This window comes from Xanthomonas sp. NCPPB 1128, assembly GCF_001043115.1.
GTDB lineage: Bacteria > Pseudomonadota > Gammaproteobacteria > Xanthomonadales > Xanthomonadaceae > Xanthomonas_A.
Window position 1 is genome coordinate 64,403 of the sequence record NZ_LFME01000001.1, and the last position, 24,592, is coordinate 88,994.

General features: G+C 69.0%; 24 protein-coding genes. 10 read left to right on the forward strand and 14 right to left on the reverse strand.

From position 1 onward, the window contains the following. Positions 1-256: 256 nt before the first annotated feature. The 10 genes from ACP93_RS00265 to ccmA all read right to left on the reverse strand — a co-directional run bounded on the left by ACP93_RS00265 (position 257) and on the right by ccmA (position 8,844). Positions 257-1,369 carry a homoserine O-acetyltransferase MetX gene (locus ACP93_RS00265; protein ID WP_048488878.1) on the reverse strand — a complete coding sequence of 371 codons (1,113 nt, stop codon included), beginning with the start codon at positions 1,367-1,369 and terminating at the stop codon, positions 257-259. Positions 1,370-1,757: 388 nt separating this feature from the next. After that, positions 1,758-2,807, reverse strand: a complete 1,050-nt coding sequence (locus tag ACP93_RS00270; RefSeq protein WP_048488879.1) for a tetratricopeptide repeat protein — start codon at positions 2,805-2,807, stop codon at positions 1,758-1,760. A gap of 4 nt (positions 2,808-2,811) precedes the next feature. Further along, complete coding sequence (locus ACP93_RS00275) at positions 2,812-3,267, reverse strand: cytochrome c-type biogenesis protein (RefSeq protein WP_048488880.1); 456 nt, start codon at positions 3,265-3,267, stop codon at positions 2,812-2,814. Next, a complete protein-coding gene (locus tag ACP93_RS00280) occupies positions 3,264-3,872 on the reverse strand; it encodes a DsbE family thiol:disulfide interchange protein (RefSeq protein ID WP_204243619.1) in 609 nt (202 codons plus the stop codon). The genes ACP93_RS00275 and ACP93_RS00280 overlap by 4 nt, the downstream gene beginning before the upstream one ends. Continuing rightward, the gene (locus ACP93_RS00285) at positions 3,869-5,800 is read right to left on the reverse strand and encodes a heme lyase CcmF/NrfE family subunit (RefSeq protein WP_048488882.1); all 1,932 of its coding nucleotides are present in this window, start codon (positions 5,798-5,800) and stop codon (positions 3,869-3,871) included. The genes ACP93_RS00280 and ACP93_RS00285 overlap by 4 nt, the downstream gene beginning before the upstream one ends. A gap of 207 nt (positions 5,801-6,007) precedes the next feature. Beyond that, complete coding sequence (gene ccmE, locus ACP93_RS00290) at positions 6,008-6,457, reverse strand: cytochrome c maturation protein CcmE (protein WP_048488883.1); 450 nt, start codon at positions 6,455-6,457, stop codon at positions 6,008-6,010. Next, the gene (locus tag ACP93_RS00295) at positions 6,454-6,630 is read right to left on the reverse strand and encodes a heme exporter protein CcmD (protein ID WP_048488884.1); all 177 of its coding nucleotides are present in this window, start codon (positions 6,628-6,630) and stop codon (positions 6,454-6,456) included. The genes ccmE and ACP93_RS00295 overlap by 4 nt, the downstream gene beginning before the upstream one ends. Next, on the reverse strand, positions 6,627-7,376 hold the full coding sequence (gene ccmC, locus ACP93_RS00300) for a heme ABC transporter permease CcmC (RefSeq protein ID WP_010343777.1): 750 nt from the start codon (positions 7,374-7,376) through the stop codon (positions 6,627-6,629). Before ccmC ends, ACP93_RS00295 begins: the two co-directional genes overlap by 4 nt. 128 nt (positions 7,377-7,504) lie before the next feature. Continuing rightward, on the reverse strand, positions 7,505-8,200 hold the full coding sequence (ccmB, locus tag ACP93_RS00305; protein WP_048488885.1) for a heme exporter protein CcmB: 696 nt from the start codon (positions 8,198-8,200) through the stop codon (positions 7,505-7,507). Then, positions 8,197-8,844, reverse strand: a complete 648-nt coding sequence (gene ccmA / locus ACP93_RS00310; protein ID WP_010343781.1) for a heme ABC exporter ATP-binding protein CcmA — start codon at positions 8,842-8,844, stop codon at positions 8,197-8,199. The genes ccmB and ccmA overlap by 4 nt, the downstream gene beginning before the upstream one ends. 201 nt (positions 8,845-9,045) lie before the next feature. Here ccmA and ACP93_RS00315 point away from each other — a divergent pair, with 201 nt between their 5' ends. The 4 genes from ACP93_RS00315 (at position 9,046) to ACP93_RS00330 (ending at position 12,313) form a co-directional block, all read left to right on the forward strand. Further along, on the forward strand, positions 9,046-10,194 hold the full coding sequence (locus tag ACP93_RS00315; RefSeq protein ID WP_048488886.1) for a pyridoxal phosphate-dependent aminotransferase: 1,149 nt from the start codon (positions 9,046-9,048) through the stop codon (positions 10,192-10,194). A gap of 73 nt (positions 10,195-10,267) precedes the next feature. Continuing rightward, entirely contained in the window at positions 10,268-10,576 is a 309-nt protein-coding gene (locus ACP93_RS00320) for a hypothetical protein (protein ID WP_048488887.1), read from the forward strand. Beyond that, a complete protein-coding gene (locus ACP93_RS00325) occupies positions 10,573-11,400 on the forward strand; it encodes an amidohydrolase (RefSeq protein WP_048488888.1) in 828 nt (275 codons plus the stop codon). Before ACP93_RS00320 ends, ACP93_RS00325 begins: the two co-directional genes overlap by 4 nt. 475 nt (positions 11,401-11,875) lie before the next feature. Further along, a complete protein-coding gene (locus tag ACP93_RS00330) occupies positions 11,876-12,313 on the forward strand; it encodes a hypothetical protein (RefSeq protein WP_048488889.1) in 438 nt (145 codons plus the stop codon). Between the two features lie 202 nt (positions 12,314-12,515). Here the strand turns inward: ACP93_RS00330 and ACP93_RS00335 are convergent, their stop codons facing one another. After that, positions 12,516-13,223, reverse strand: a complete 708-nt coding sequence (locus ACP93_RS00335) for a hypothetical protein (RefSeq protein ID WP_228135916.1) — start codon at positions 13,221-13,223, stop codon at positions 12,516-12,518. A gap of 245 nt (positions 13,224-13,468) precedes the next feature. On the opposite strand from ACP93_RS00335, the gene ACP93_RS00340 reads away from it, so the two are divergent. Continuing rightward, entirely contained in the window at positions 13,469-13,915 is a 447-nt protein-coding gene (locus ACP93_RS00340; RefSeq protein WP_048488891.1) for a pesticin immunity protein, read from the forward strand. Between the two features lie 173 nt (positions 13,916-14,088). Here ACP93_RS00340 and ACP93_RS00345 read toward each other — a convergent pair whose 3' ends face one another. From ACP93_RS00345 to ACP93_RS00355, 3 genes are read right to left on the reverse strand one after another with little or no spacing between them, the layout of a single operon-like run. Then, positions 14,089-15,642, reverse strand: coding sequence for a pseudouridine synthase (locus ACP93_RS00345; protein WP_048488892.1), 1,554 nt, complete (start codon positions 15,640-15,642; stop codon positions 14,089-14,091). Further along, positions 15,635-16,624 (reverse strand): SMC-Scp complex subunit ScpB, encoded by a 990-nt coding sequence (gene scpB, locus ACP93_RS00350; RefSeq protein WP_048488893.1) that lies wholly within the window; start codon positions 16,622-16,624, stop codon positions 15,635-15,637. The genes ACP93_RS00345 and scpB overlap by 8 nt, the downstream gene beginning before the upstream one ends. Before the next feature lie 23 nt (positions 16,625-16,647). After that, complete coding sequence (locus ACP93_RS00355; protein ID WP_048488894.1) at positions 16,648-17,589, reverse strand: segregation and condensation protein A; 942 nt, start codon at positions 17,587-17,589, stop codon at positions 16,648-16,650. Positions 17,590-17,963: 374 nt separating this feature from the next. On the opposite strand from ACP93_RS00355, the gene ACP93_RS00360 reads away from it, so the two are divergent. The 5 genes from ACP93_RS00360 (at position 17,964) to ACP93_RS00380 (ending at position 24,592) form a co-directional block, all read left to right on the forward strand. Further along, positions 17,964-18,263, forward strand: a complete 300-nt coding sequence (locus tag ACP93_RS00360; protein ID WP_048488895.1) for a YciI family protein — start codon at positions 17,964-17,966, stop codon at positions 18,261-18,263. After that, entirely contained in the window at positions 18,260-18,544 is a 285-nt protein-coding gene (locus ACP93_RS00365; protein WP_048488896.1) for a BolA family protein, read from the forward strand. The genes ACP93_RS00360 and ACP93_RS00365 overlap by 4 nt, the downstream gene beginning before the upstream one ends. A gap of 237 nt (positions 18,545-18,781) precedes the next feature. Beyond that, a complete protein-coding gene (locus ACP93_RS00370) occupies positions 18,782-19,795 on the forward strand; it encodes a LacI family DNA-binding transcriptional regulator (RefSeq protein ID WP_048488897.1) in 1,014 nt (337 codons plus the stop codon). A 104-nt stretch (positions 19,796-19,899) separates the two neighbouring features. Continuing rightward, positions 19,900-22,872: a TonB-dependent receptor gene (locus ACP93_RS00375; protein ID WP_048488898.1), complete on the forward strand. Its 2,973-nt coding sequence runs from the start codon at positions 19,900-19,902 to the stop codon at positions 22,870-22,872. A 136-nt stretch (positions 22,873-23,008) separates the two neighbouring features. Next, positions 23,009-24,592 carry a glucoamylase family protein gene (locus tag ACP93_RS00380; RefSeq protein ID WP_228135930.1) on the forward strand — a complete coding sequence of 528 codons (1,584 nt, stop codon included), beginning with the start codon at positions 23,009-23,011 and terminating at the stop codon, positions 24,590-24,592.

Below are 24,592 nucleotides of genomic sequence, written 5' to 3' on the forward strand. Positions count from 1 at the left end.
TCGAGGGGGAGCACGGCAAAGGATATGCCGTGCTCCCGCTCTTGCCGGTGGCAGTTGGTCTGTCGCCTGCATTCGTTTGGGCAGCGCGTACGGCCGTTGCAATGCCTACCTGCGAGCGATCTGTGATGTGGGATGGGCCGGAGAAACTCAACTTACCTAGCGGGAAGCGTGTTGGGATGAGCTCTCCTCGACCGATGCCGATGACGGTGTCGCCAGGCAACGCATGAGTGCGTGGCGCAGCCAGTGGGCCGCACCACTACAGCGCGTCCAGAAACTCCCGCACCGCCGGCCCAAAACGCGCGAAATCGACCAGGAAGGCGTCGTGCCCCTGCGGCGAATCCAGCCCGATGAACTGCGCCTGTGCGCCACCAGCACGCAGGCCGTCGGCGATCTGTTGCTGCTGCTGCACCGGAAACAGGATGTCGGTGTTGGCACCGATCGCCAGCGCGCGCTCGACGCGGATCGTGGCGATGCCGGCGAGCACGTCGCCGCCAGCGGGCTCGGCCAGGTCGAACCAGTCCATCGAGCGGCTCAGGTACAGATAGCAGTTCGGGTCGAAGCGGCGCACGAAGCGGCGGGCGTGGCCTTCCAGGTAGCTCTCGACCTGGAATTCCAGGCCGAACGGATCGTCGTCGGTCTGGTCCGAATCCAGGCGGACGCGGCCGAAGCGGCCGTCCCATTCCAGCGCCGAGCGATAGGTGATCACGCCGAGCTTGCGCGCCATGCGCATGCCCGACTCGGGATAGGTCGCTTCGTCGTAGTCGCCACCGTTCCAGTTCGGGTCCAGCCGGATCGCCTCGCGCTGCAGCGAGCGGATCGCGATCGAGAACGGCAGCGCCTGCGCGCTGCCGGAGATATTGATGTGGCTGCGCGCCAGGCCGGGATGCCGGTGCAGCAGCGCCAGGGCGGTCATGCCGCCCATGGAGTTGCCGATCACGCAGGCCAGCTGCGCGATGCCCAGTGCCCGCACCACCTGCGCCGCGGCATCGGCGCCATCCTCGATCGACAGCTCGGGGAAGCGCAGGCGATACGGTTGGCCGTCGTCCGGATGCGGCGAAGCGGGCCCCGTCGAGCCCTTGCAACTGCCCAGCGAGTTCACGCAGATCACGAACCAGCGCTGCGTGTCGATCGGCTTGCCCGGGCCGAGCATGCCGTCCCACCAGCCTGGCGTGGGATCGTCGGCATTGGCCGCGGCATGCGCGTCGGGCGAGAGTCCGGTGACGATCAGGACCGCGTTGTCGCGCGCAGCCGACAGCGTGCCCCAGGTTTCGTAGGCGACCCGCGCGCCATGCAGCTGGCCGCAGCGCTTCATCGGGAACGGCGAGGGCAGGGCGAGGAAGCGGCTGCCGGGCGGGATGAATTCGGTCATGCGCCGATTCTAGCCGCGCCATTGCGCATCCGCGTATGCGTGGTGCGAGATGCAGCGTGTCGATGGCGATGGCATCGGCCAGCTGCGCAGGAGCCGCTTGCGGCCGCTTCCAAGCATTCGGTCGTGCGTGAATCAGCGTGACGGTTCATTGCCGCGTAGGAGCGGCTTCAGGGCACTTGCAAGAGGGACGGCGGGTCATGTGTAGGAGCGGCTTCAGCCGCGACGGGCTTTATCGGTAGCGCCTCGTCGCGGCTGAAGCCGCTCCTACAAGGGCGCCTCCCATCGTTGGTGGGTTCTAGCTCTACCCGCGACCGGGTTTCCCTGGTGAGGCTGCTCGCAACCGATGCCTCCAAAGCCAAAAGCCACACCTGCGCCCATGTCGCAACGGCTACGGCTTCCCGATCACCAGCTCCACCGGCGCGGTCGCCGGCAAGGTCACCGTCACCGGCGCCGATTCCAGGTCGCCCTCCTGGCGCATCGCGTTGCCGCTGGCCGACAGCCGCGCCACGACCTGCACTTGCTTGAGCTGCGAGAGTTTCTGCGTCGGCATCGGGCTGTCCGCATCGCTCAGCGTCACCCGCAACGGCAGTGCCTGCAGCGGATGCTTCTGCACCGCCACTGGCATTGGTGGGCCGCCCGGCACGCGCGCGATCACGAACACGCTGGCGTCGCCGCGCAGGCGTACGCGGGCGGCGAACGCCGGATCCAGCGACACCGCCACGGCCAGGCCGCTGCTGGCCGGGGCCTTCGCATCCTGCGCCGCGGCGGCCGCGCTGCCGGCGGCGGGCAAGGCCGGCAATGCGGGCAGGCCGGCCGCGCTGCGCGCCGCGTCGATCTGCGGCCGCAGCGCCGCGGCGGTGGCCGCGTCCACGCGCGGCAACAGGGCTTCCCAGGTGGCGGCGGCGGCCGCGTCCTGCCCGCGCTGGCGCTGGGCGATGCCCAGGAACCAGGCGCCGCGCTCGCTGCCCGGTGCCAGTTGCAAGGCGTGCTGCAGCCAGGCCAGCGCCTGGTCGTCGAACTGCCGTTGCGGGTTGGCCAGCGCACGCGCCTCGGCTGCTTCGATCAGCAAGGGCGCCTGCTCTGGCGCCAATTGCACGGCGCGTGCGAAGGCGTTGGCGGCCTCGGCGGCGTGCCCCAGCGACAGCTGGCTGCGGCCGAGCAAGGCCCAGCCGTCGGCCCGATTCGGATCCTTGGCCAGCGCCGCCTGCAGTTGCTTCACGCCGTCCTCCAGCGTGCGCGGCGCCTCGCGGTTCTGCGCCTGCAGGGCGCGCGGGGTGCCGACCAGGGCATACAGCGCCGCGGTCGCCACACCCAGCGCCAGCACCGCGACCGCCAACAGCGCGCCGTTGCGGCCGCTGCCGCGCAGCGGCCACAGCACCACCGCGAACACCAGCGCGGCCAGCGCCACCGCTGCAGCCGACATGCCCCAACTCAGCATCGCCTCACCATTCCTGTTCGTCCTGCAGCGGCAGGGCGGTCGTCGCTGGCGCGCGCCGCCGCACCATCCGGATCAGTACCACCGCGCCACCGGCCAGCAACAGCAAGGGGCCGAACCACAGCAGCCAGGTCCGCGCTTCCAGTTGCGGCCGGTACAGCACGAACTCGCCATAGCGATCGACCAGGAACTGCTTGATCTGCGCATCCGACTTGCCCTGGTGCATGAGTTCCAGCACTTCGCGGCGCAGGTCCATGGCGATCTGCGCGTGCGAGTCGGCCAGCGACTGGTTCTGGCATTGCACGCAGCGCAGTTCCGCGGTCAGCGCATGGAAGCGCGCTTCCTCGGCGGCGGAGCGGTAGGCCAGCGGCGTCGGATCGGACACCGGTTCGGCGCCGGCCAGTGCAGACCACGCCAGCAACGCCAGCAGGCCCAGCCGCAGCGCACGCCGGCCGTGGCTCATGGCGTGGCCTTGCCTTGCGCCCGGGTCGGCGGGGCGTCGCGCTCGGCCTGCTGCAAGGCCGGCAGCAGTTCGTCGCGGATGATCTGGTCGGTCAGCGGCCCGGCATGCTTCCAGCGCACCACGCCGCGCGCATCGACCAGGAAGGTCTCCGGCGCCGCGGCCACGCCCCAGTCGATCGCGGTGCGCCCCTCGGGATCGAACAGCACCGCCAGGAACGGATTGCCGAGCTGCTCCAGCCAGCGCAGCGCGTCCTCGCGGCTGTCCTTCCAGTCGTAGCCGATCACCCGCACGCGCTTGCTCAGCGCGAAGCGGGTCAGCACCGGATGTTCCTCGCGGCAGGCCGGGCACCAGCTGCCCCACACGTTGAGCACATACGGCGCGCCCAGCAACTCGCTGCTGCGCACGCGGATCGAGGCGTCGTGCAGCAGCGGCAGTTCGAACGCCGGCGCCGGCTTGCCGATCAGCGCCGACGGCAGTGCGTCGCGATCGGCGCTGCCGGAGCGCTGCACCGCATACACCATCAACGCCAGCAGGCCGAGGAAGAACAGGGCGCCCAGCAGGATGGCGGGCAGCGGCAGGCGACGTGGTGCGGGAGCGGACATCAGGGGGTCTCCGGGGAACGACGGAAGCGCCGGTCGGCGGCGGTGACGAAACCGCCCAGCGCCATCAGCGCCGCGCCAAGCCAGATCCAGCGCACGAAAGGTTTGACGTGCACGCGCATCGCCCAGGCATTGCCGCCCAGCGGCTCGCCCAGGGCGACGTAGACGTCGCCGAACAGGCCGGGATGGATGCCGGCTTCGGTCATGTTCTGGCCGCCGCTGGCGTACAGGCGCTTTTCCGGGTGCAGCAGCGCCAGCGGGCGATCGTCGCGCAGCACCTGCACGTGCGCACGCTCGGCCACATAGTTGGGCCCCTTGCGCTGGTCCAGCCCCTGCAGCTCGAAGCGGTAGCGGCCCAGGTCCAAATGCTGTCCGGGTGCCAGCGCCACTTCGCGCTGCTGCTCCAGGGCCTCGACCAGCAGCGCACCGGCCAGGAACACTGCGATGCCGGTGTGGGCCAGGGTCATGCCCAGCATCTCGGCAGTGAAGCGGCTGCCCTTGAGCTGGCGCCGGCTCCACACGAAGCGTGCGGTGCCCAACAGTACCCAGGTTGCGGCAGCGACGCCGGCGGCGGTCTTCCACGCGCCCTGTGGTGCCAGGAAGAAGCCGATTGCGCCGGCCAGCAGCGCCAGGCCGGCCCACGGTGCCAGCAGCGCCAGCGGCCGCGACGCCTGTTCGCGCTGCCAGCGGGTCAGCGGCCCGAACGGCAGCAGCGCCACCAGCGGCGCCATCAGCACGATGAACAAGGTGCCGAAGTAGGGCGGCCCCACCGACAGCTTGCCCAGGTCCAGCGCATCGGCCAGCAGCGGATACAGCGTGCCCAGCAGCACCATCGCACAGGCGCAGGTCAGCAGCAGGTTGTTGGCCAGCAGCAGGGTCTCGCGCGAGGCCGGGGCGAAGCGTTGCCGCGCCTCGTCGGCCGCCGCCACGCGACCGCCGCGCAGCGCGTACAGCAGCAGCGAGCCGCCGCACAGCAGGCTCAGGAACACCAGGATGAACAGGCCGCGGGCCGGATCGGCGGCAAAGGAATGCACGCTGGTGAGCACGCCCGAGCGGACCAGGAAGGTGCCCAGCAGCGACAACGAGAACGCGGCGATCGCCAGCAACAGGGTCCAGGCGCCGAAGCTGCCGCGCTTCTCGGTGACCGCCTGCGAATGCAGCAGCGCCGCGCCGGCCAGCCACGGCATGAAGCTGGCGTTCTCCACCGGGTCCCAGAACCACCAGCCGCCCCAGCCCAGTTCGTAGTATGCCCACCAGCTGCCCAGGGCGATACCGATGGTCAAAAAGCCCCAGGCCACGTTGGTCCACGGCCGCGTCCAGCGCAGCCAGCGCGCGTCCACCTGGCCGTCCAGCAGCGCGGCGATGGCGAACGCGAACGGCACCGCGAAGCCGACATAGCCGGCGTACAGCAGCGGCGGATGGATCACCAGGCCGGGATCCTGCAGCAGCGGGTTGAGGTCGCGCCCTTGCAGCGGCGCCGGCAGCAGCCGCGCGAACGGGTTGGAAGTGAACAGCAGGAACGCCAGGAAGCCGATGCTGACCAGCGCCAGGGTGCCGATCACCCGCGCCACCACCGGGGCCGGCAGGCGCCGCGAGTACAGCGCCACCGTGCCGGTCCACAGCGCCAGGATCAGCGTCCACAGCAGCAGCGAGCCCTCGTGCGCGCCCCACACCGCCGAGTAGCGGTACACCAGCGGCAGCAGCGAATTGGAGTTCTCGGCCACGTAGGCCACCGAGAAGTCCTGGGTCACGAACGCATGGGTGAGGATCGCGAAGGCGCCGGCCACCAACGCCAGCTGCGCGAACGCCGCCGGCCGCGCCACCGCCATCCAGCGCGCATCGCCGCGCTGCGCGCCGGCGAGCGGCAGCAGCGCCTGCAGCACGGCGGTCAGCAGGGCGAGGATCAGCAGGAGCTGACCGACCTCAGGCAGCATGGCGCTCGGACCGGAACGTGCGAGCGGGTAGGGCGTGGAGCGCCGCTAGGTACCTGTCATCCGCGGAGGCGGAATGCGGGATGCATGCGGCGCAAGGATGGCTCCCCGGGTTCCGTCGCCGCTGCTCGGTGGTGCCAACGATCAAGCACGCGCTTTTGCTTCGACGATTCCCCATTCCCCAATCCCGATTCCCGCCCCGCCGGCACCTCACTGCATCGCCCCCACATCATGCTTGCGATGCGCGCTGCCCATCTTGTCCGCCAGTTCCTTCGGCATGTAGGTCTCGTCGTGCTTGGCCAGCACGTCCTCGGCGACGAACACGCCGTCGTGCATGCGGCCGGTGGCCACCACCGCCTGGCCCTCGCGGAACAGGTCGGGCAGGATCCGGTCGTACTGCACGGTGAGCTGCGCATCGCCGTCGGTGACCCGGAAGTGCGACTGCAGCGACCCCGGGGCGCGCTGGAACGAGCCCTTCTCGACCATGCCGCCGAGGCGGAAGCGCGCGTGCGCGCCGGTCTTGCCGGCCAGCACCTCGGCCGGGGTGTACAGGTAGGCGGTATTGCGCTGCAGGGCCATCGCCACCAGGGTGGTGGTCAGGCCGGCGGCCAGCACCAGCAGCATCAGCCACAGCAGGCGGCGCTTGCGCTGCGGATTCATCGGCTCAGCTCCAGCGGCGGCGCCGGTTCGGCCTTGGCCTGGCGCTTGCGCTGCGCGCGCAGGCGCGCCGCCCGCAGCGCAGTGCGCACCTGCAGCCGCGCCAGCACGAAATCGGCGAGCAGCACGCCGGCGAACACCGCATAGGCGCCGACCACATACGGCAGGTAGTTCATCCGCGTGCCTCCGCCAGCTGCGTCACCCAGTCCTTGCCGGCCTCGCGGCGCAGGTTGTCGGCGCGCGCGCGCGCCAGCAGCGAGCCGGCGAACCAGAACTTGGTCGCCGCCACCATCAGCCACAGCGGCGGCAGCATGCTCGGGTCCATGCTGGACTGGCCGAACAGGCGGATGGTCTGGCCCTGGTGCAGCGAGTTCCACCACACCACCGAATAGCGGATCACCGGCAGCAGCACCACGCCGACGATGGCCAGCAGCCCGGCCGCGCGCGCCGCGGTGCGCCGGTCCTCGATGGCCAGGTACAGGCCCATCACGCCGATGTACAGGAACAACAGGATCAGTTCGGTGGTCAGGCGCGGGTCCCAGTCCCACCAGGCGCCCCACATCGGCTTGCCCCAGATGCTGCCGGTGAGCAGGGTGATCAGGGTGAAGGCGGCGCCGATCGGCGCGCAGGCCATCGCCAGGATCTCGCACAGCTTGATCCGCCACACCTGGGCGATGGCCGCGTACACGGCCATCAGGCCGAACACGAACAGGCTCATCCAGGCGCTGGGCACATGGATGTAGAGGATGCGGAAGGCGTCGCTCTGCAGGCGGTCGGCCGGCACCACGAACAGCGCCTGCCAGATGCCCACGCCAGCCAGCAGCAGCGCCGCCAGATAGCACCACGGCGTCCAGCGCGCCGCGAAGCGGTCGAAGGTCGGCGGCGAACCGAGTTGGTGGAACCAGCGGACGAGAGAGGCCATGCGGACGATTCTAGCTGGCGGGAGGCGGGCTTCGATGCGACAACATTCGATGCGACAACGACGGAACGGCGAGGGAGCACTGCGCTTGCATGGTACGGCCGCCGCCGCGCCGGTGCTGCGCCAAAGGCTCAGCTCAGCGAGATGCGGATCGCCGCGGCCGCCGCCAACGGCGCCAGCACCAGGCCCGCGACCAGGCCCGCCGCCAGCAACAGCAGGCCGCCGGCCGGGTCCAGGCCCTGCGCCGCCGCCGCCACGCTGCCGGCGCCGAATACCAGCACCGGCACGTACAGCGGCAAGGCCAGCAGCGCGACCAGGATGCCGGCGCGCTTCATGCCCACCGTCAGCGCCGCGACCACCGCGCCGAGCAGGCTCAGCAGTGGTGTCCCCAGCGCCAACGATGCCAGCAGCACCGGCATGCGGTCATGCGGCAGGTGCAGCAATTCGCCGAGTAGCGGTGCGGCGACGATCAGCGGCAACGCGGTGGTGACCCAGTGCAGCAGCACCCGCACCAGCACCAGCCAGGCCAGCGGCACCGGCGCCAGCAGCCATTGCTCCAGCGAGCCGTCCTCGGCGTCGCTGCGGAACAGGCTGTCCAGCGCCAGCAGGCCGGCCAGCAGCACCGCCAGCCACAGTGCGGCGCCAGCCACCTCGCCGAGCAGGCGCGGCTGGTTGCCCAGCGCCAGCGCGAACAGGGCCACGATCAGCAGGGCGAACAGCGCCGGCTGCAGCGCGTCGCCGCGACGCCGCCACAGCAGGCGCAGGTCGCGCACCAGCAGGGCGCGGGTGGCTTGCCAGAGGGAAGGAACGGGCGTGGCCAGGCTCATGCGGCGACTCCGCTCAAGGTCAGCATGCGGGTGCGCACCGGTGGCGCGGCATAGGCGCCATGGGTGGTGACCAGGGCCGCGCCGCCGCTGCGCAGGTGCGCGGCGATCATGCGGTTGACCAGGGTGATGCCGTCCAGGTCGAGGTTGGCGTAGGGCTCGTCGAGCAGCCACAGCGGCGCCGGCGACAGCCACATCCGCGCCAGCGCCAGGCGCTTCTTCTGCCCGGCCGACAACTGCCGCACCAGGGTGTCCTCGTAGCCGGCCAGGCCGACGATGGCCAGCGCGCTGCCGGGCATCTGCTTGGCCCGGCGCCCCTGCAGGCCGCACAGGTAGTGCAGGTTCTCCAGGGTGCTCAGGTCGGCCTTCAGCGCGCCGAGGTGGCCCAGGTAGGCCATGAAGCGGGCGCGGTCGCCGCGCCGCACCGGGTGGCCGTCGATCTCGATGCGCCCGGCCTCGGCGCGCAGCAGGCCGACCAGCACCCGCAGCAGGGTGGTCTTGCCGGCGCCGTTGTCGCCCTGCACCAGCAGCGCCTCGCCCGCATCCAGGTGGAAGTCCAGCGGACCGAACACCGCGGCGTCGTCGCGGGCGAACGTGAGCCCGTGCGCGGCCAGCAGCGGCGGCGGGGTGTACAGCGGATCGGTCATCGGCGAAGGCCGCGGCGGATGGCGGCGAAGGGGGCAGGGAAGGCGCGCATTGTATCGGCATGCGGGCGTCCGGCGGATGCCGGCGGCGGCCATGTGCAGCGATGTGCGTGCGCTGCGGCAAGGGCGGCGGGCCGCTGACGCATCGCCGGCAAGCGGCTTTGCGTACACTCGGCGTTTTCCCGCTGCCCGCAGATCCCCCGCATGCATCCGCAGACCAAGCTGCCCAAGGTGGGCACCACCATCTTCACCGTGATGTCGCAACTGGCCGCCGAGCATGGCGCGGTCAACCTGGGCCAGGGCTTTCCCGACTTCCCGGTGCCGCCGCGGCTGATCGACGCGCTGGCCCGGGCCATGCGCGACGGCCACAACCAGTACCCGCCGATGACCGGCGTGCCGGCGCTGCGCCAGGCGATCGCCGAGAAGGCGCTGCGCTGCTACGGCGCCCAGGTCGATGCCGATACCGAGGTCACGGTCACCAGCGGCGCCACCGAGGCGCTGTTCAACGCCATCCACGCCGTGGTGCGCCCGGGCGAGGAGGTGATCGTGCTGGATCCGGCCTACGACAGCTACGAGCCGGCGATCGACCTGGCCGGCGCGCGTGCGGTGCACGTGCCGCTGGACCCGCACACGTTCGCGGTGGACTGGGAGCGCGTGCGCGCGGCGATCACCCCGCGCACCCGCCTGCTGATGCTCAACAGCCCGCACAACCCGTCCGGGGCGATGTTCGGCGCCGACGACCTGCAGGCGGTGGGCGAGCTGTTGCGCGGCAGCGACATCTTCCTGATCTCCGACGAGGTCTACGAACACATCGTGTTCGACGGCCGCCGCCACGAGTCGGTGCTGCGCTGGCCGGAGCTGCGCGAGCGCGCCTTCGTCGTCTCCAGCTTCGGCAAGACCTATCACTGCACCGGCTGGAAGATCGGCTACGCGATCGCGCCGCCGGCGCTCAGTGCCGAGTTCCGCAAGGTCCACCAGTACAACACCTTCGCCAGCTTCGGCCCGGCCCAGCACGCCTTCGCCGCGATGATCCGCGAGGAGCCCGAGCACGACGAGCAGCTCGGCGCGTTCTACCAGGCCAAGCGCGACCGCTTCCGCGAACAGTTGCTGGGCACGCGGCTGAAACCACTGCCGGTGCCGGGCGGCTACTTCCAGTTGGTGGACTATTCGGCGGTCAGCGACCTGCCCGACACCGAGTTCGTGAAGTGGCTGACCATCGAGAAGGGCGTGGCGGCGATCCCGCTGTCGCCGTTCTACCAGGACCCGCCGCAGGGGCAGCGCCTGGCGCGGCTGTGCTTCGCCAAGAACGAGGCGACGCTGGATGCGGCGATCGAGCGTCTACGCGCGCTGTAGCGCGCTTAAGCGCCGGGATTGGGGGTTCGGGAATGGGGAATCGTAGAAGCGGGTTCCTGGTGCGGGGTGGGGAATGTCGGTCGCTGGGATCTATTTCGGCGTGACGTTTGGGTTGGCCGCGGCTTGTGCGGTGGTCGACGGCGCGCTGTTCTATGGGCATGTGCTGACGGGATTGGCCGATCGCGGCCAGCGGGTCGGGATGGATTTCAGCATGGTGCCGTTCCGGCGGCAGGCCTACGTGGATCGCTATCTTGCGCTGCTGACGCCGCAGGAGCGGGGCACGCTGGCCAATCGCCTGGTCCGCCATCTGCCATGGGTAACGCCTACACTGTGCCTGCTGTGCCTGGTCGGCACGATCTGCATCGGAGTACGTTGGGGATGACACAGGTGGCACAGGATCTGAGGATCTCGTTGGTCCAGGGCGATACCCGCTGGCACGATCCGGCCGGCAACCGCGCGCACTACGCCGACCTGCTGGCGCCGCTGGCCCGCGTCACCGACCTGGTGATCCTGCCGGAGACCTTCACCAGCGGTTTCTCCAACGACGCGCTGGCGCAGGCCGAGGACATGGACGGGCCGACCGTGGCCTGGATCCGCGAGCAGGCGGTGCGGCTGGGCGCGGCGGTGACCGGCAGCGTGCAGTTGCGCGTGCCTGGCGCCGATGGCGAGGCCAAGGTGTTCAACCGCCTGCTGTGGGCCACGCCGGACGGCGCATTGCAGCATTACGACAAGCGGCATCTGTTCCGCTACGGCAACGAACACCTGCGCTACGCCGCCGGCCGCGCGCGCCTGTGCGTGGAGTGGAAGGGCTGGCGGATCAATCCGCAGGTCTGCTACGACCTGCGCTTTCCGGTGTTCTGCCGCAACCGCTACGACGTCGAGCGCCCGGGACAGATGGATTTCGACCTGCAGCTGTTCGTCGCCAACTGGCCCTCGGCACGTGCCTACGCCTGGCGCACGCTGCTGCGCGCGCGCGCGATCGAGAACCTGTGCTTCGTGGCCGCGGTCAACCGGGTCGGCGTGGACGGCAACGACCTGCACTACGCCGGCGACAGCGCGGTGATCGATTTCCTCGGCCAGCCGCAACTGGAGATCCGCGAGCGCGAGCAGGTGGCCACCACCACCATCTCCGCCGCCTCGTTGGCCGCGCACCGCGCGCGCTTCCCGGCCATGCTCGATGCGGACGCCTTCAGCCTGGACGATTAGCGTCCGGTTCCAGCGACGCCGGAAGGACTCACCTTTTCCATCCCTGAAGGCCCCGGTTGTAGGAGCGGCTTCAGCCGCGACGGGCTTTCCCGGTAACCCCTGTCGCGGCTGATTTCGAAACGGCGGCGAGAGCCCCTTCCGCAGCATGTTGCGGCAAGCCCGGCGGGTGCACTGTGGGAGGGACTTCAGTCCCGACGCATGACGCCATCAGAAAGTGCTTCGCACCTCGCCGCTGCATGCTCGTTGACGCCTACAACGCACCGAGGCAGTCAGGCCAAGCCGCCGCAGACGAGTTCTGGAGATGTTTGGCGCCGTCCTCGCGTCCTCCCTGTGCCTCGGCCAGGCCGGGTCCGGCCCTGCCCGCCGCGAGTGGAAATGCCTGCTGAACGCACCCGCGGCGACCTGGCAGCCTTGTCGCGGCCACGACGCCCGCGTTGCTACTCTCGCGCCCAGTCCACCCACCGGGAATGCCCACATGATCAAGTCGCTCTCTCTATTCGCGCTGCTGGGCGCCGCCGTCGTCGCGCCGCAGGCCCAGGCCGCCGGCAACATCGATTGCAAGCTCTCCTTCAACCTGTCCGGCTGGTCGGTGTTCTACAAGACCGCCAAGGGCACCGGCACCATCACCTGCAACGACGGCGCGGTGATCCCGGTCAAGATCAGCAGCAAGGGCGGTGGCCTGACCGTCGGCAAGTCCAAGATTGTCGGCGGCCGCGGCACCTTCACTGGCGCCTACAGCCTCAACGACCTGTTCGGCACCTATGCCGCCGCCGAAGCGCACGCCGGCGTGGTGAAGTCCAGCACCGCGCAGGTCGTCACCAAGGGCGATATCTCGCTGGCCCTGGCCGGCACCGGCGAAGGTGTCGATCTCGGCGTCAACGTCGGCAACTTCGTGATCGAGCGCCGCAAGTAAGGTTCAGCGTTCTGCCCTGCCGTCGTGTTGCAGGTAGGGCGAAGAAAACGCAAACGCATCGAATCCAGGCGCAGTGCGCCTGGATTCTTTTTTGTGTCGACGATCTCGCGGCGATTCGTCGCGAACTGGTCGTGCGTTGGATAGGCAACGCGATCCGACGAAGCGCGCCGGGCGAGGGACGCGCTTCGCGTGTACCTCGCGCTTACTGCTGCGCGAACACCCAGGCCAACTGGCCGCGCACCGGCTCCGGGGTCGCCAGTGCCTGGCGGTACAGCGTGCGTGCGGTCCAGCAGGCATCCTCGTCGTTGGCCGTGGTGATCTGCGGCAGCACCCGCATCAGGCGCTGCTGCTGGTCGGCGGGCAGCGATTTGACCAGGGTGCCCATCGCCGCCTGGATCTGCTCCTGGGTCACCGGCTGCGCCGGGGTCTTGTTCAACTCCGCGTCGGTGGCTTTCAGCGAGACGTCGAACCAGCGGTCGATCTGCGCCTGCGGCAGCTTTTCCAGTCCCGACAGCATCGCCGCGCTCAGCGCCTGCGCATCGTTGGGATTGCCGCCACGGGCCAGCACGGCGCACTGCGGCACGTCGACCTTGTCGCTGACCTGCGACAGGATCTGCAGGCGCTGTTCCAGCGTGGCGTGGTCCAGGCGCGCGATGCCGTTCTGCGCCAGTTGGAAGCCGGCCTGCTGCGCCTGCGGGCCGCTCTGCTTGAGCAGCGCCACGTAGCGCGGATCGTTGGCCAGCTTGCGCAGCATGCGATCGAACGGCGCATGCAGCGGTGAACTGGCCGGGTAGGGGTTCTGCGCCGCGGCGATCTCTTCCTGGGCCTTCTGCTGCGCCTTCTGGCAGGCGCCGAGGCTCAGCACGCCGGCGATCAGCAGCGGCAGGGCGATCTTCATCTTCCGTGTCATCGGGATTCCTGGTCGGTGAGGGCGACCGCCAGCGGCGGCGGCCGGATGCGCCAGGATATCGACTTCGCCCGCTCAGGGCGAACGGCGCAGGGCCGGGCGCGCTGGTGTCGCCACACGCATGTCGTTCAACAGCGCAGACGCATCCTGCGCCGCTTGGGCGCCAGCCGCCACGGTCATCGCCATTGAGCGCGGACCTTGGCGCTGCATATCATCGCGATCCTCCCACTGCGCGCGAGATCGTCCTCATGAATGCCGGAATGCTGGTTGGCCTTGTCGCGCTTGGCATGAGTGCGTCGTCCCTGGCCGCCTCGCACGAGGCAGGCGTCACGGATGCGATCATCCAGCACCTGGACCTGACCTCGTTCCCCAACTCGGTCGGTCCCCGTCGCATGCCGGGGAAGACGACGTTCGCGGACTATGGCTTCGTGGACGTCACGAAAACCGCCGATGGCGCGCGCCTGCTCCAGGCCGACAAGGGCTGGATGATGCGCTTCGAGGTGCTGTCCGCCGATCCCACGTCGGTGCGCCTGTGTTTCCATGACAGCGGGCTTGCCAGGCCGGGCGACACAAGCGCCCCGAGCTACAACGCAACCTCGGCGCTGCTCGTTGCGAAATCTTCCCGCGGCAACTGGACCGCCAGGCAGGTCCCCGCGGGCTTTGCGGACTGCAGGAACGATCCTGTCGATGCGTGAGCGAGCGGGCGGTCGTGGTGCGGACCGCCTCACGTACATGGCACGGACCCCGGCGTCCAGCGGCCAGTTGCAGTCCCGCTGGCGGTAGCGCCCCCACGAAAAAGGGCGCCGCTTGCGCAGACGCCCTTGTCGGGAGCGGGGCTGGCCGACGCACGCCGCGTCGGCGCCGTCACTCAGCCGCCGCGCGAACCGCCACGGTTGCCGCCACCACCGGGACGGCCGCCGCCGCCCGGAGGACGACCGCCGGCCGGGCGGTTGCCGCCGCCGGGGCGCCCGCCCGGACCCGGGCCGCGCTTCTGGCCGCCGGCCGGGCGCGCTGCGCGCGGCGCGGCGCCGTAGGGATTGAAGCCAGGGGTGGCGTGATCGGACGGGAAGCTCGGCGCATTGGCCGGATGTCCGTACGGGTGCGCCTTGCGCTGCCCCTGGCCCTGGCCCGGACCGCGGCCCTGGCCGGCAACTGCACCAGCGCCGGCACCGGCCGGACGCGGCTTGGCGTAAGGACGCCCCTGGCCTTGACCCTGGCCGCGGCCGCCGGGACCGGCGTTGCGGTGGCCGGTCGGGCCGGTGCTGACACCGTCGGGCACGTACCAGGTGCGGAACGCGGCGGGGTTGCCGTCCGGCAGCGGCTTGGGGCCCTTCGGCGTGCGCTGCTTGAACGGCTTCTGCGCCTGCTTGGCGGCCATTTCGCCGCTCACGGTCAGGCCGCCGTGCGGCTTCTTGCCGCCGCGGCCACGGCCGCGGTCCTCGCGGAAATTGTCGAAGCGGCGCAGCTCGCGGCCTTCGTCGGCGGTGTTGTGGCCGTTGACGTAGGCGTTGCCGCCGCGGCCGACCTGCACGGTGGCCTTGGCCGCCTTGCGCTGGCCGATCACCGGCTGCAGGGTCAGCGCCGACGGGGTGCCTTCCTCCAGCTTCAGCTCGGCGCGCAGCGCCTCGACCTTGTCCTGCGCCAGTTCCATCGAGTGCCCGCGCAGCAGTTCGCGCGGCAGCGCGATCTTGCCGTAGCGGGTGCGCTTGAGCCGGCTGACCTGGCAGCCCTGCGATTCCCACAACCGCCGCACTTCGCGGTTGCGGCCTTCCTTCACCACCACCCGGAACCAGTCGTGCGAGTCGGTGCCGCCGATGCGTTCGATCTCGTCGAACTTGGCGCCGCCGTCCTCCAGCAGCACGCCGCGCGAGAGCCGCTCGATCATGCTGTCGGGCACGGTCTCTTCGCCTTCCGGGGCGCGCACGCGCACCACGTACTCGCGCTCGATCTCGTAGGAGGGGTGCATCATCGCGTTGGCCAGCTCGCCGTCGGTGGTGAGCAGCAGCAGGCCGGTGGTGTTGATGTCCAGGCGGCCGATCGCGATCCAGCGCGCGCCCTTCAGCGCCGGCAGCGCTTCGAAGATGGTCGGGCGGCCTTCGGGATCTTCGCGCGTGGTCACTTCGCCTTCGGGCTTGTTGTAGATGAGCACGCGCGAGGGCTCGGTCAGCGCGCTGGCAACGAAGCTGCGGCCGTCCAGCTCGATCTTGTCGCCGCTGCGGATCGACATGCCGGTCTGCGCGACCTCGCCGTTGACCTTGACCAGGCCGTCGGCGATGCGCTGTTCCAGCGCCCGGCGCGACCCCAGCCCGGCCTGGGCCAGGACCTTGTGCAGGCGTTCTTCCAGTTTCGGCTGCTCGGCGGCAGCGGCGTCGCGCTTGAGCGAGAGCTTGTTCAACGACAGCTTGCGGGAGGTGTCACTCATTTACTTGGCTCCGGCCGGCGCGTTGTGCGTCGGCCTGTGGTTCGGAATCGGCATCGTCAACAGCCACGGTCGTCGTCGCGACGGCGTTGTCTTCGGCTTCGTTCGCATCCGCCGCGCGCTCTCCCGGCGCGGCTTCGGGTTCGCCCGTCGGGGCGGTCGTGGGATCCGTGGCCGTCGACGCATCGGCGTCGTCGGTCGCGGGGGTGTGCGGTGCTGCGGTGTCGCTTGCGTCTGCTGCATCGGCATCGGCATCGGCGTCTGCGGCATCGGCCGCGTCTGCCTGCGCCGTCGCGCGGGGCTCGGCGGATTCGTCGGTGGCCGCGGCCTGCGCCATGGTGTCGCCCTGGGCGCCTTGCTTGCTCTGGTCGGCGTCATCACCCGGGGCGGCGTCGGCCTGGGCCATGTCGCCGACCGGCAGCGCGTCGCGGTCCAGCGGCAGCTGCGGTTCCAGTTCGCCGATGTCCTTGAGTTCGGACAGCGGCGGCAGTTCGTCCAGGCGCTTGAGCCCGAAATAGTCCAGGAAGGTCTTGGTGGTGCCGAACAGCGCCGGCTTGCCCGGCACGTCGCGGTGTCCGACCACGCGGATCCATTCGCGTTCTTCCAGCGCCTGGATGATGTTGCTGCTGACCGCCACGCCGCGTACCTGCTCGATCTCGCCGCGGGTGATCGGCTGCCGGTAGGCGATCAGCGCCAGGGTCTCCAGCGTGGCGCGGGTGTAGCGGGTCTTGCGCTCGGTCCACAGCCGCGCCACCCAGGCGTGCACGTCGCTGCGCACCTGGTAGCGGAACCCCGACGCCACTTCGACCAGTTCCACGCCGCGGTCCGCGCAGGCCTCGCGCAGCAGTTCCAGCGCGCGCTCGATACTGCCCGGCGGCGCGGGTTCCTCCTCCGGGAACAGGCCGTGCAACTGCGCCAGCGGCAACGGCTGGTTGGCGGCGAGCAGGGCGGCCTCGACGATGCGGTTGATCAGCGCTTGATCCATGCGGGGGCGGGTTCTCGGTGGGCTCAGGTAGTGGCGTCGGCGGCGTCGCTGTCGTCGAACTCGCTGTTGAACTGCAGTGGTGCGTTGGTGTTGCCCAGCGCCAGCGACTTGACGTAGATCGGCGGCATCGGTGGCCGCTCGGTGGCCTCGGCGGGAACGTGCGCCAGCGGCTCCTGGACGATGTCCAGCAACTGCTCCTTGGCCAGTTCCAGCAGCGCCAGGAAGGTGACCAGCACGCCGAGCTTGCCTTCTTCGGTACTGAACAGCGATTCGAAACGGTGGAACTTGCCGTCGTCCAGACGGCCCAGCACGTCGCCCATGCGCTGGCGCACGCTCAGCGCCTCGCGCTTGATCGCGTGGCCGCTGAACAGTTCGGCGCGCTTGAGCACGTCGTACAGCGCCAGCAGCATTTCCTTCAGCTCCACCGGCGGCGGCAGCTTGACCGCGGCACGGTCCGGCACGTGGGCGTGTACCGGGGTGGTGTCGCGGTCCTGCCGCGGCAGCGCGTCGATGTCCTCGGCCGCCTGCTTGAAGCGTTCGTACTCCTGCAAGCGGCGGACCAGTTCAGCGCGCGGGTCCGTTTCCTCACCGTCCTCGGCCGGCGGCCGCGGCAGCAGCATCCGCGACTTGATCTCGGCCAGGATCGCGGCCATCACCAGGTATTCGGCCGCCAGTTCGAAGCGCAGCTCCTGCATCACGTTGATGTAGTCCACGTACTGCCGGGTGATCTCGGCGACGGGGATGTCCAGGATGTCCAGGTTCTGCCGGCGGATCAGGTACAGCAGCAGGTCCAGCGGGCCTTCGAACGCGTCCAGGATCACTTCCAGCGCGTCCGGCGGGATGTAAAGATCCTGCGGGATCTGCAGCACCGGTTGCCCATGCACGACCGCCAGCGGCATTTCCTGCTGCTGTGGCGAGGTCGTCTGGATTGGCGGGTTCGCGTCGAGCGCGAGTTCGGAGGTCATCGGTTGGACATCGGTGTTGCGGTAGCGAAGGGCCGGGCAGGCGCGACCCGGCGCGGCTCCTTGCCGGCAGTGCTGCGGTTCAATGGCGCGTCGTCCCCGCAACGCGCTCGGTACTTCAACAAGACACACGACGCACGCCACGCGTGTCGTGGCGGCGGGAACTGCAGAGGAGGACGTCTGCGCGGGCGGTGTCAGGCAGCGAATCGGTCGTCGGAAGGGGCTTGGGGTCGCCGATCACCGACGGGCCGCTGCATCCGGCCGCGTGCAATGGGACCAAGGGTAATGCGCCGGCGGGGTCGGTGTCCAGCGCCGTCGCGCCGGGCCAGGTCCTACAATGACATGTCTCTGGATGCAGGAACGAGGGCGAAGACGCGATGTGGTACGTGATCGAGGGGTACGACGTGGCCGAGGCGCTGCCGCGGCGGGCGGCGGCGCGGCCGGCGCATCTGCAGCGGCTGACCCAGTTGCAGGAGGCCGGACGGCTGTTGCTGGCCGGGCCGTGCCCGGCGATCGACGCCGAGGATCCGGGCCCGGCCGGCTTCAGCGGCAGCCTGGTGGTGGCCGCGTTCGACTCGCTGGCCGAGGCGCGGGCCTGGGCCGAGGCCGACCCGTATGTCGACGCTGGCGTCTACGCCCGGGTCGAGGTGCGGCCGTTCCGCAAGGTGCTGCCATGAGCGAGGTCGGCGCCGAGCGGGTGGCGCGGATCCGCGCCGCGCTGGAAGCGGCGTTCGCGCCGCAGGCGCTGGAAGTGGAGGACGACAGCCACCGTCATGCCGGCCACGCCGGCGCGCGCGATGGCCGCGGGCATTTCAATGTCCGGGTGGTCAGTGCGGCCTTCGCCGGGATGGCGCCGCTGGCCCGGCATCGCGCCGTCTACGCGGCGCTGGGCGAGATGATGCAGACCGACATCCATGCGTTGTCGATCCACGCCGAGGTGCCGATCACGGGCGGCTGATGCCCGCGGCGGGAAGGGGTGCCGCTGGCCCGGAAACGGGGTGCGCACCCCGCGGGAAAGCGGAATCCGCACCTGGATTATGTTGCGCTGCGGTACGATTCCGACCGGTTTCGCATTATTCAAGCGACTGAAAAACAAGACTTTTATTGGAAAAATAACAAAAGGCTTCTGCCTCGCGCTGAAAACGATTACAGTCCGCGCCAGTTTCTCAAGGTCTCTGCCGCGGAGGGCGGCACGATGGCGAAGAGCGCGGTCACCATCAAAGACGTCGCACGTGAGGCCCGGGTCTCCGTGGCCACCGTGTCGCGTGCGCTCAACGGCCACGAGAACGTGGCCGCGCCGGTGCGGACCCTGGTCCTGGAAGTGGCCGAGCGCCTGCGCTACAGCCCGCATGCGGCGGCGCGCAGCCTCAGCAGCCGCCGCACCCAGACGCTGGGCGTGGTGCTGCCGGACCTGTACGGCGAATTCTTCTCCGAACTGATCCGCGGCATCGACGGCGCCGCCCGCGCGCGCCGCCAGCACCTGCTGGTGTCCAGCTACCACGGCGACCCGGAAGAACAGGGACGGGCGCTGCGGGCAATGCGCGGCCGCGTCGATGGCCTGCTGGTGCTGTCGCCGTATGCCGAGCGCCCCGGCTTCCTCACCGACAACCTGCCGCAGGCGCTGCCGACGGTGTTGATCAACACCCATCTGCCGGGCACCGAGTACCCGGTGCTGAGCATCGACGACCATGCCGGCGCGGTGGCGATGACCGAACACCTGCTGGCGATGGGGCATCGCCGCATCGCCTTCATCGGCGGCCCGGAATTGAATTTCGACGCGCGCGAACGCCTGCGTGGCTTCCGCGACGCCATCGCGCGCCATCCCGGGCAAGCGCACGGCGAGGAGTTTCCGGGCGACTTCGACGAAGCTTCCGGCTATCGCGCCGGACAGGCGATGCTGCAGGCCGGCGCGCTGCCCGATGCGGTGTTCGCCGCCAATGACATGACCGCGCTCGGTTGCCTGTACGCCTTCACCCAACGCGATGTGCGCGTGCCCGACGACGTCGCGCTCGCCGGCTTCGACGACATTCCGCTGGCGCGTTTCGTTCACCCATCCCTCACCACCATGCGCGTCAGCATCGCCGGGCTTGGTGAGCAGGCGATGCATCGCCTCCTGCACCTGATCGATCGGCCCGACGCGGACGACCGGCAGCGGCAGACCCTGGTTCCTACGTTGGTCGTGCGCGATTCCAGCACGGCCCGTTCCTGATGCGACGCGAACGTTCGCGCCGCATCGCTTGTTCCACTTCGACCATCGAAGCACCACGCACCACCCATAACGAGCACCACGTCTTTCCTGGAGGGAAACCCCACATGCAACACACCCCGCACTCCACCCGGCCCTCGCGCAAGCTGTTGAGCTGCGCTCTCGCCAGTTGCCTGCTGCTGGGCGCCGCGCCGGCATTCGCGCAGAGCACCGGCGCCACCATTCGCGGCCAGGTCAAGGTCGATTCGGCGCCCGCCGCGTCCGCGCAGGTCACCGCCACCAACCTGGCCACCGGTCTGACCCGCAGCGTGCAGACCAGCAACAGCACCTATTCGGTCGGCGGCCTGCCGCCGGGTTCCTATCGCATCGACGTCAACGCCGACGGCAAGACCACCTCGCAGAACGTCACCGTGCAGGTCGGCCAGACCGCGACCCTGGACCTGGGTGTGGGTGGCGAAGCGGCCACCGCCAGCGGGCAGGGCGCGACCACGCTCGACGCGGTACAGGTGCAGGCGCCGCCGGTGCTGGTGGAAACCCGCACCTCGGAGAACGCCACCTATATTTCCAATGTGCAGATCGAGAAGCTGCCGCAGGCCACGCGCAACTTCCTGGAGCTGGCTGACAGCGTGCCGAGCGTGCAGTTCCAGCGCGACGCCAAGGGCAACACCACGGTGCGCTCCGGCGCGACCTCGGCCAACGGCACCAACGTCTACATCGACGGCATCAGCCAGAAGAACTATGTGCTGACCGGCGGCGTCAGCGGCCAGGATTCCAGCCGTGGCAATCCGTTCCCGCAGTCGGCGATCGGCGAGTACAAGGTCATCACCTCCAACTACAAGGCCGAGTTCGACCAGGTCAGCAGCGCGGCGATCGTCGCTTCGACCAAGTCCGGCACCAACGATTTCCACGGCAGCTTCTTCTGGGATACGACCAACGACGACTGGCGTGCCGAAAGCCCGCTGGAGCGCAAGGCCGGCCAGCGCGACGACTTCTCCGAGACCCAGTACGGCGCCACCTTCAGCGGCCCGATCCTCAAGGACCGCGCGCACTTCTTCGTGGCCTACGAGGCCAAGGAATACACCACGCCGAACACGGTGATCCCGGGCGGCATCTACGCCGACCGCGTCGACCAGTTGCCGGCGCAGCTGCAGCCGCTGGTGGCCACCTACAGCACGCCGTTCAAGGAAGACCTGTACTTCGGCAAGATCGACTGGACCCTGGGCGACAACAACCTGTTCGAGCTGACCGGCAAGTACCGCAAGGAAGACGAGCTGTCGGACATCGGCGACACCACCACCTACCAGCACGGCAGCAGCAACGGGCAGAAGGAAAAGCGCGCCAACCTGCGTTGGCAGTACAGCGGCGAGGCCTTCCTCAACGATCTGAACCTGAGCTACGAGAGCGCGTTCTGGACCCAGACCCCGCTCACCGACGGCAGCGGCTATGTGCTGTCCTACGTGCCGCAGGCCGGCAACGAGACCACCATCCTCAGCGCCGGCGCCGGCAGCAGCTTCCAGAACAAGGGCCAGAAGGGCTGGACCCTGCAGGACGACCTGACCCTCAACAGCCTCGAGTGGCACGGCAGCCACACCATCAAGATGGGGGTGAAGTACAAGGACATCCAGCTCGATTCGACCCAGATCAATCCGGCCAATCCGCAGTACTACTACAACATCCTCAGCGATGTCGGCACGCCGTACCGGGTGCGTTTCGGCGACACCGGCGACGGCGGTTCGGTGCAGTCGCAGAACAAGCAGTACGGCATCTATCTGCAGGACGACTGGGAGGTCAACGAGCACCTGACCCTGAACCTGGGCGTGCGCTACGACTACGAGAAGACCCCGTCGTTCCTCGACTTCGTCACCCCGGCCGACGTCGCCAGCGCGCTGCTGAACTGGCGCAACCTGGACAACGCCAACTACGACATCGCCAACTACATCAGCACCGGCAACAACCGCAAGGCGTTCAAGGACGCCTGGCAACCGCGCCTGGGCTTCTCCTACGACCTGTTCGGCGACCAGGCGCACGTGATCTACGGCGGTGCCGGCCGTGCCTACGACCGCAACCTGTTCGACTACCTGGCGCTGGAGCAGCTCAACAACAACTTCCGCTCCTACAGCTACTACTTCAGCAGCGCCAACACGCCGTGCCTCGGCCAGCCGTGCGTGGCGTGGGATCCGAACTATGCGACCCAGGCCGGCCTGAACGGGCTGGCGGCGTCCAACACCGGTGGCGCCGGCGGTGGCCGCGAGGTCTACCTGATCGATAACAACATCAAGGTGCCGTACTCCGACCAGTTCAGCCTGGGCATGCGCAACATGGTGCATTTCTGGGGCAACGACTGGTACACGGACGTGACCCTGAGCCGCATCGTCAGCGAGGACGGCTTCGTGTTCCTGCGCGGCAATCGCCGTGCCGACGGTTCGTTCTTCCTGCCCGGCACCACCTCCGGCGTGCCGACCGACTCGCCCAATGGCTACAGCGCGATCGTGCTCGGCACCAACGGCCTGAAGACGCGCAACAACCAACTGGCGCTGAAGCTGGACAAGCCCTACGACAAGGAGTCCGGCTGGGGCCTGACCGTGGCGTACACCTTCTCCGATGCCAAGGAGAACCGGCAGTACGGCGAGCACTACGCGCTGGACCAGCCGTCGATGGCCGGCTATGGCTGGCGTGAGGCCGGCGGCATCCCGAAGAACCGCCTGGTGGTCACCGGCATCTACGATCTGCCCTACGACATCACCCTGTCGGCCAAGCTGTCGCTGGCCAGCCAGACCCCGCGTTACGGCACCAACTGCCTGGCGGGCAACGACCAGTGCTATATCATTCAGTACAAGCCGGATTCCACGCTGGGCTACAAGGAATTCAGCCTGGCGGCGAACAAGGAATGGGATACCGGATCGGGCATCAAGTTCAACGTGCGCGCCGATGTCATCAACCTGTTCAACTGGACCAACTATGCGGACTACAACACCGCGACCGGCACCTACGCCGACCTGAACACGGCGTTCGGCACGCCGAACGGCGTGCTCGCCTCGCCGATGCGGACGTTCAAGCTGTCGTTCGGCTTGAACTGGTAAGCAAGGCCGCCGCGGCACCCGTGCACCGGGCGCCGCGGCGATGCGGAAGTGGGTTATTTTTTGCGTGCATGTAAACGATTTCACGGGGGGCACGATGAAGAAGCAGGGCAGTTTCATCAGGTTTTCGTTGATGGTGATGGCGGCAGGGGTGCTGCTGACGGCGTGCAAGAAGACCGACGAGGAGCCGAAGGCGGTGGAGAAGAAGCCGGTCAAGGTGATCCTGGTCGAGGCCGAGTTGCCGCCGAAACTGTCGAAGCCGGAATTGCCGCCCCTGTTCGAGGACATCGAACGCCGCACCTTCCAGTTCTTCTGGGACACCACCAACGAACAGAACGGCATGGCGGTGGACCGCTATCCGTCGCGGCCCTTCGCGTCCATCGCCTCGATCGGCTTCGCCCTTACCGTCTATCCGATCGGTTACGAAAACGGCTGGATCAGCCGCGAGCAGGCGGTGCAGCGCACCCTGACCACGCTGCGCTTCCTGCGCGACGTGCCGGTCGGCCCGCAGCGCACCGGCCGCGCCGGCTACAAGGGCTTCTACTACCACTTCCTGGACATGCAGAAGGGGCTGCGCTACGACCAGTGGGTGGAATTGTCGACCATCGACACCGCGCTGTTGATGATGGGGGTGCTGTTCGCCCAGTCCTACTACGAAGGCGACACCGCCGACGAGAAGGAGATCCGCCAGATCGCCGATACCCTGTATCGTCGCGTGGACTGGCCGTGGATGCAGCAGCGCAAGCCGCTGATCACGATGGGCTGGTACCCCGAGCGCGGCTTCATCCAGCACGACTGGATGGGCTACAACGAAGGCATGATGGTGTATCTGCTGGCGTTGGGTTCGCCCACGCATCCGATCGAGCCGGACGCGTGGCAGGAATGGACGCGCACCTACAACAAGGACTGGGGCGTGTACTACGGCCAGGAATACCTGGCGTTCGGCCCGCTGTTCGCGCACCAGTACAACCACGTCTGGATCGACTTCCGCGACATCCAGGACCAGTACATGCGCGAGCACGGCATCGACTACTTCCTCAACAGCCGCCGCGCCACGCTGGCGCAGCGCGAGTACGCCATCGACAATCCGATGAAGTGGAAGGAGTACGGCGAGAACGTGTGGGGCCTGACCGCCAGCGACGGTCCGCAGAACACCACCCAGGAGTACCGCGGCGAACAGCGCCAGTTCTTCCACTACCGCACGCGCGGCGCCGGCCTGTTCGAGGCCTTCGACGACGGCACCATCGCGCCGACCGCGGCGGTGTCCTCAATCGTGTTCGCGCCGGAGGTGGTGATCCCGGCGACCCAGGAAATGCACAAGCGCTTCGGCGATTTCGTGTATTCGAGCTACGGCTTCCTGGATTCGTTCAACCCCAGCTTCAACTACGATATTCCGCTCAAGACCGGCCGCATGATCCCCAACCGCGGCTGGGTGGCCGGCGACTACATCGGCATCGATCAGGGTGCGATCGTCACCATGATCGCCAACTACCGCAACGAGTTCGTCTGGAACGTGATGAAGAAGAACAAGTACCTGCGCACCGGGCTGGAGCGCGCCGGCTTCACCGGCGGCTGGCTGACCCCGGAGGGCGAGGCCCAGCCGTTGCCGAAGAAGGACGAGCAGGCGGCCAATGCGCGTGCGCTGGGCATCGCCGAGTCGCGCGCCGCCGCCGCCGAGGCGCAGCCCAACCCCGCCCAGCGCCAGCCGCAGCAGCCGGAATGA

Bases quoted from the DNA above. Each gene is read 5' to 3' on its own strand.
- ACP93_RS00355 (WP_048488894.1), bottom strand. From the start codon at position 17,589: ATGACCTCCGAACTCGCGCTCGACGCGAACCCGCCAATCCAGACGACC.
- ACP93_RS00270 (WP_048488879.1), bottom strand. From the start codon at position 2,807: ATGCTGAGTTGGGGCATGTCGGCTGCAGCGGTGGCGCTGGCCGCGCTG.
- ACP93_RS00275 (WP_048488880.1), bottom strand. From the start codon at position 3,267: ATGAGCCACGGCCGGCGTGCGCTGCGGCTGGGCCTGCTGGCGTTGCTG.
- ACP93_RS00360 (WP_048488895.1), top strand. From the start codon at position 17,964: ATGTGGTACGTGATCGAGGGGTACGACGTGGCCGAGGCGCTGCCGCGG.
- ACP93_RS00365 (WP_048488896.1), top strand. From the start codon at position 18,260: ATGAGCGAGGTCGGCGCCGAGCGGGTGGCGCGGATCCGCGCCGCGCTG.
- ACP93_RS00335 (WP_228135916.1), bottom strand. From the start codon at position 13,223: ATGACACGGAAGATGAAGATCGCCCTGCCGCTGCTGATCGCCGGCGTG.
- ACP93_RS00295 (WP_048488884.1), bottom strand. From the start codon at position 6,630: ATGAACTACCTGCCGTATGTGGTCGGCGCCTATGCGGTGTTCGCCGGC.
- ccmB (WP_048488885.1), bottom strand. From the start codon at position 8,200: ATGAGCCTGGCCACGCCCGTTCCTTCCCTCTGGCAAGCCACCCGCGCC.
- ACP93_RS00345 (WP_048488892.1), bottom strand. From the start codon at position 15,642: ATGAGTGACACCTCCCGCAAGCTGTCGTTGAACAAGCTCTCGCTCAAG.
- scpB (WP_048488893.1), bottom strand. From the start codon at position 16,624: ATGGATCAAGCGCTGATCAACCGCATCGTCGAGGCCGCCCTGCTCGCC.
- ccmC (WP_010343777.1), bottom strand. From the start codon at position 7,376: ATGGCCTCTCTCGTCCGCTGGTTCCACCAACTCGGTTCGCCGCCGACC.
- ACP93_RS00375 (WP_048488898.1), top strand. From the start codon at position 19,900: ATGCAACACACCCCGCACTCCACCCGGCCCTCGCGCAAGCTGTTGAGC.
- ACP93_RS00380 (WP_228135930.1), top strand. From the start codon at position 23,009: ATGGCGGCAGGGGTGCTGCTGACGGCGTGCAAGAAGACCGACGAGGAG.
- ACP93_RS00265 (WP_048488878.1), bottom strand. From the start codon at position 1,369: ATGACCGAATTCATCCCGCCCGGCAGCCGCTTCCTCGCCCTGCCCTCG.
- ACP93_RS00370 (WP_048488897.1), top strand. From the start codon at position 18,782: ATGGCGAAGAGCGCGGTCACCATCAAAGACGTCGCACGTGAGGCCCGG.
- ACP93_RS00340 (WP_048488891.1), top strand. From the start codon at position 13,469: ATGAATGCCGGAATGCTGGTTGGCCTTGTCGCGCTTGGCATGAGTGCG.
- ACP93_RS00320 (WP_048488887.1), top strand. From the start codon at position 10,268: ATGTCGGTCGCTGGGATCTATTTCGGCGTGACGTTTGGGTTGGCCGCG.
- ACP93_RS00285 (WP_048488882.1), bottom strand. From the start codon at position 5,800: ATGCTGCCTGAGGTCGGTCAGCTCCTGCTGATCCTCGCCCTGCTGACC.
- ccmE (WP_048488883.1), bottom strand. From the start codon at position 6,457: ATGAATCCGCAGCGCAAGCGCCGCCTGCTGTGGCTGATGCTGCTGGTG.
- ACP93_RS00325 (WP_048488888.1), top strand. From the start codon at position 10,573: ATGACACAGGTGGCACAGGATCTGAGGATCTCGTTGGTCCAGGGCGAT.
- ACP93_RS00330 (WP_048488889.1), top strand. From the start codon at position 11,876: ATGATCAAGTCGCTCTCTCTATTCGCGCTGCTGGGCGCCGCCGTCGTC.
- ccmA (WP_010343781.1), bottom strand. From the start codon at position 8,844: ATGACCGATCCGCTGTACACCCCGCCGCCGCTGCTGGCCGCGCACGGG.
- ACP93_RS00315 (WP_048488886.1), top strand. From the start codon at position 9,046: ATGCATCCGCAGACCAAGCTGCCCAAGGTGGGCACCACCATCTTCACC.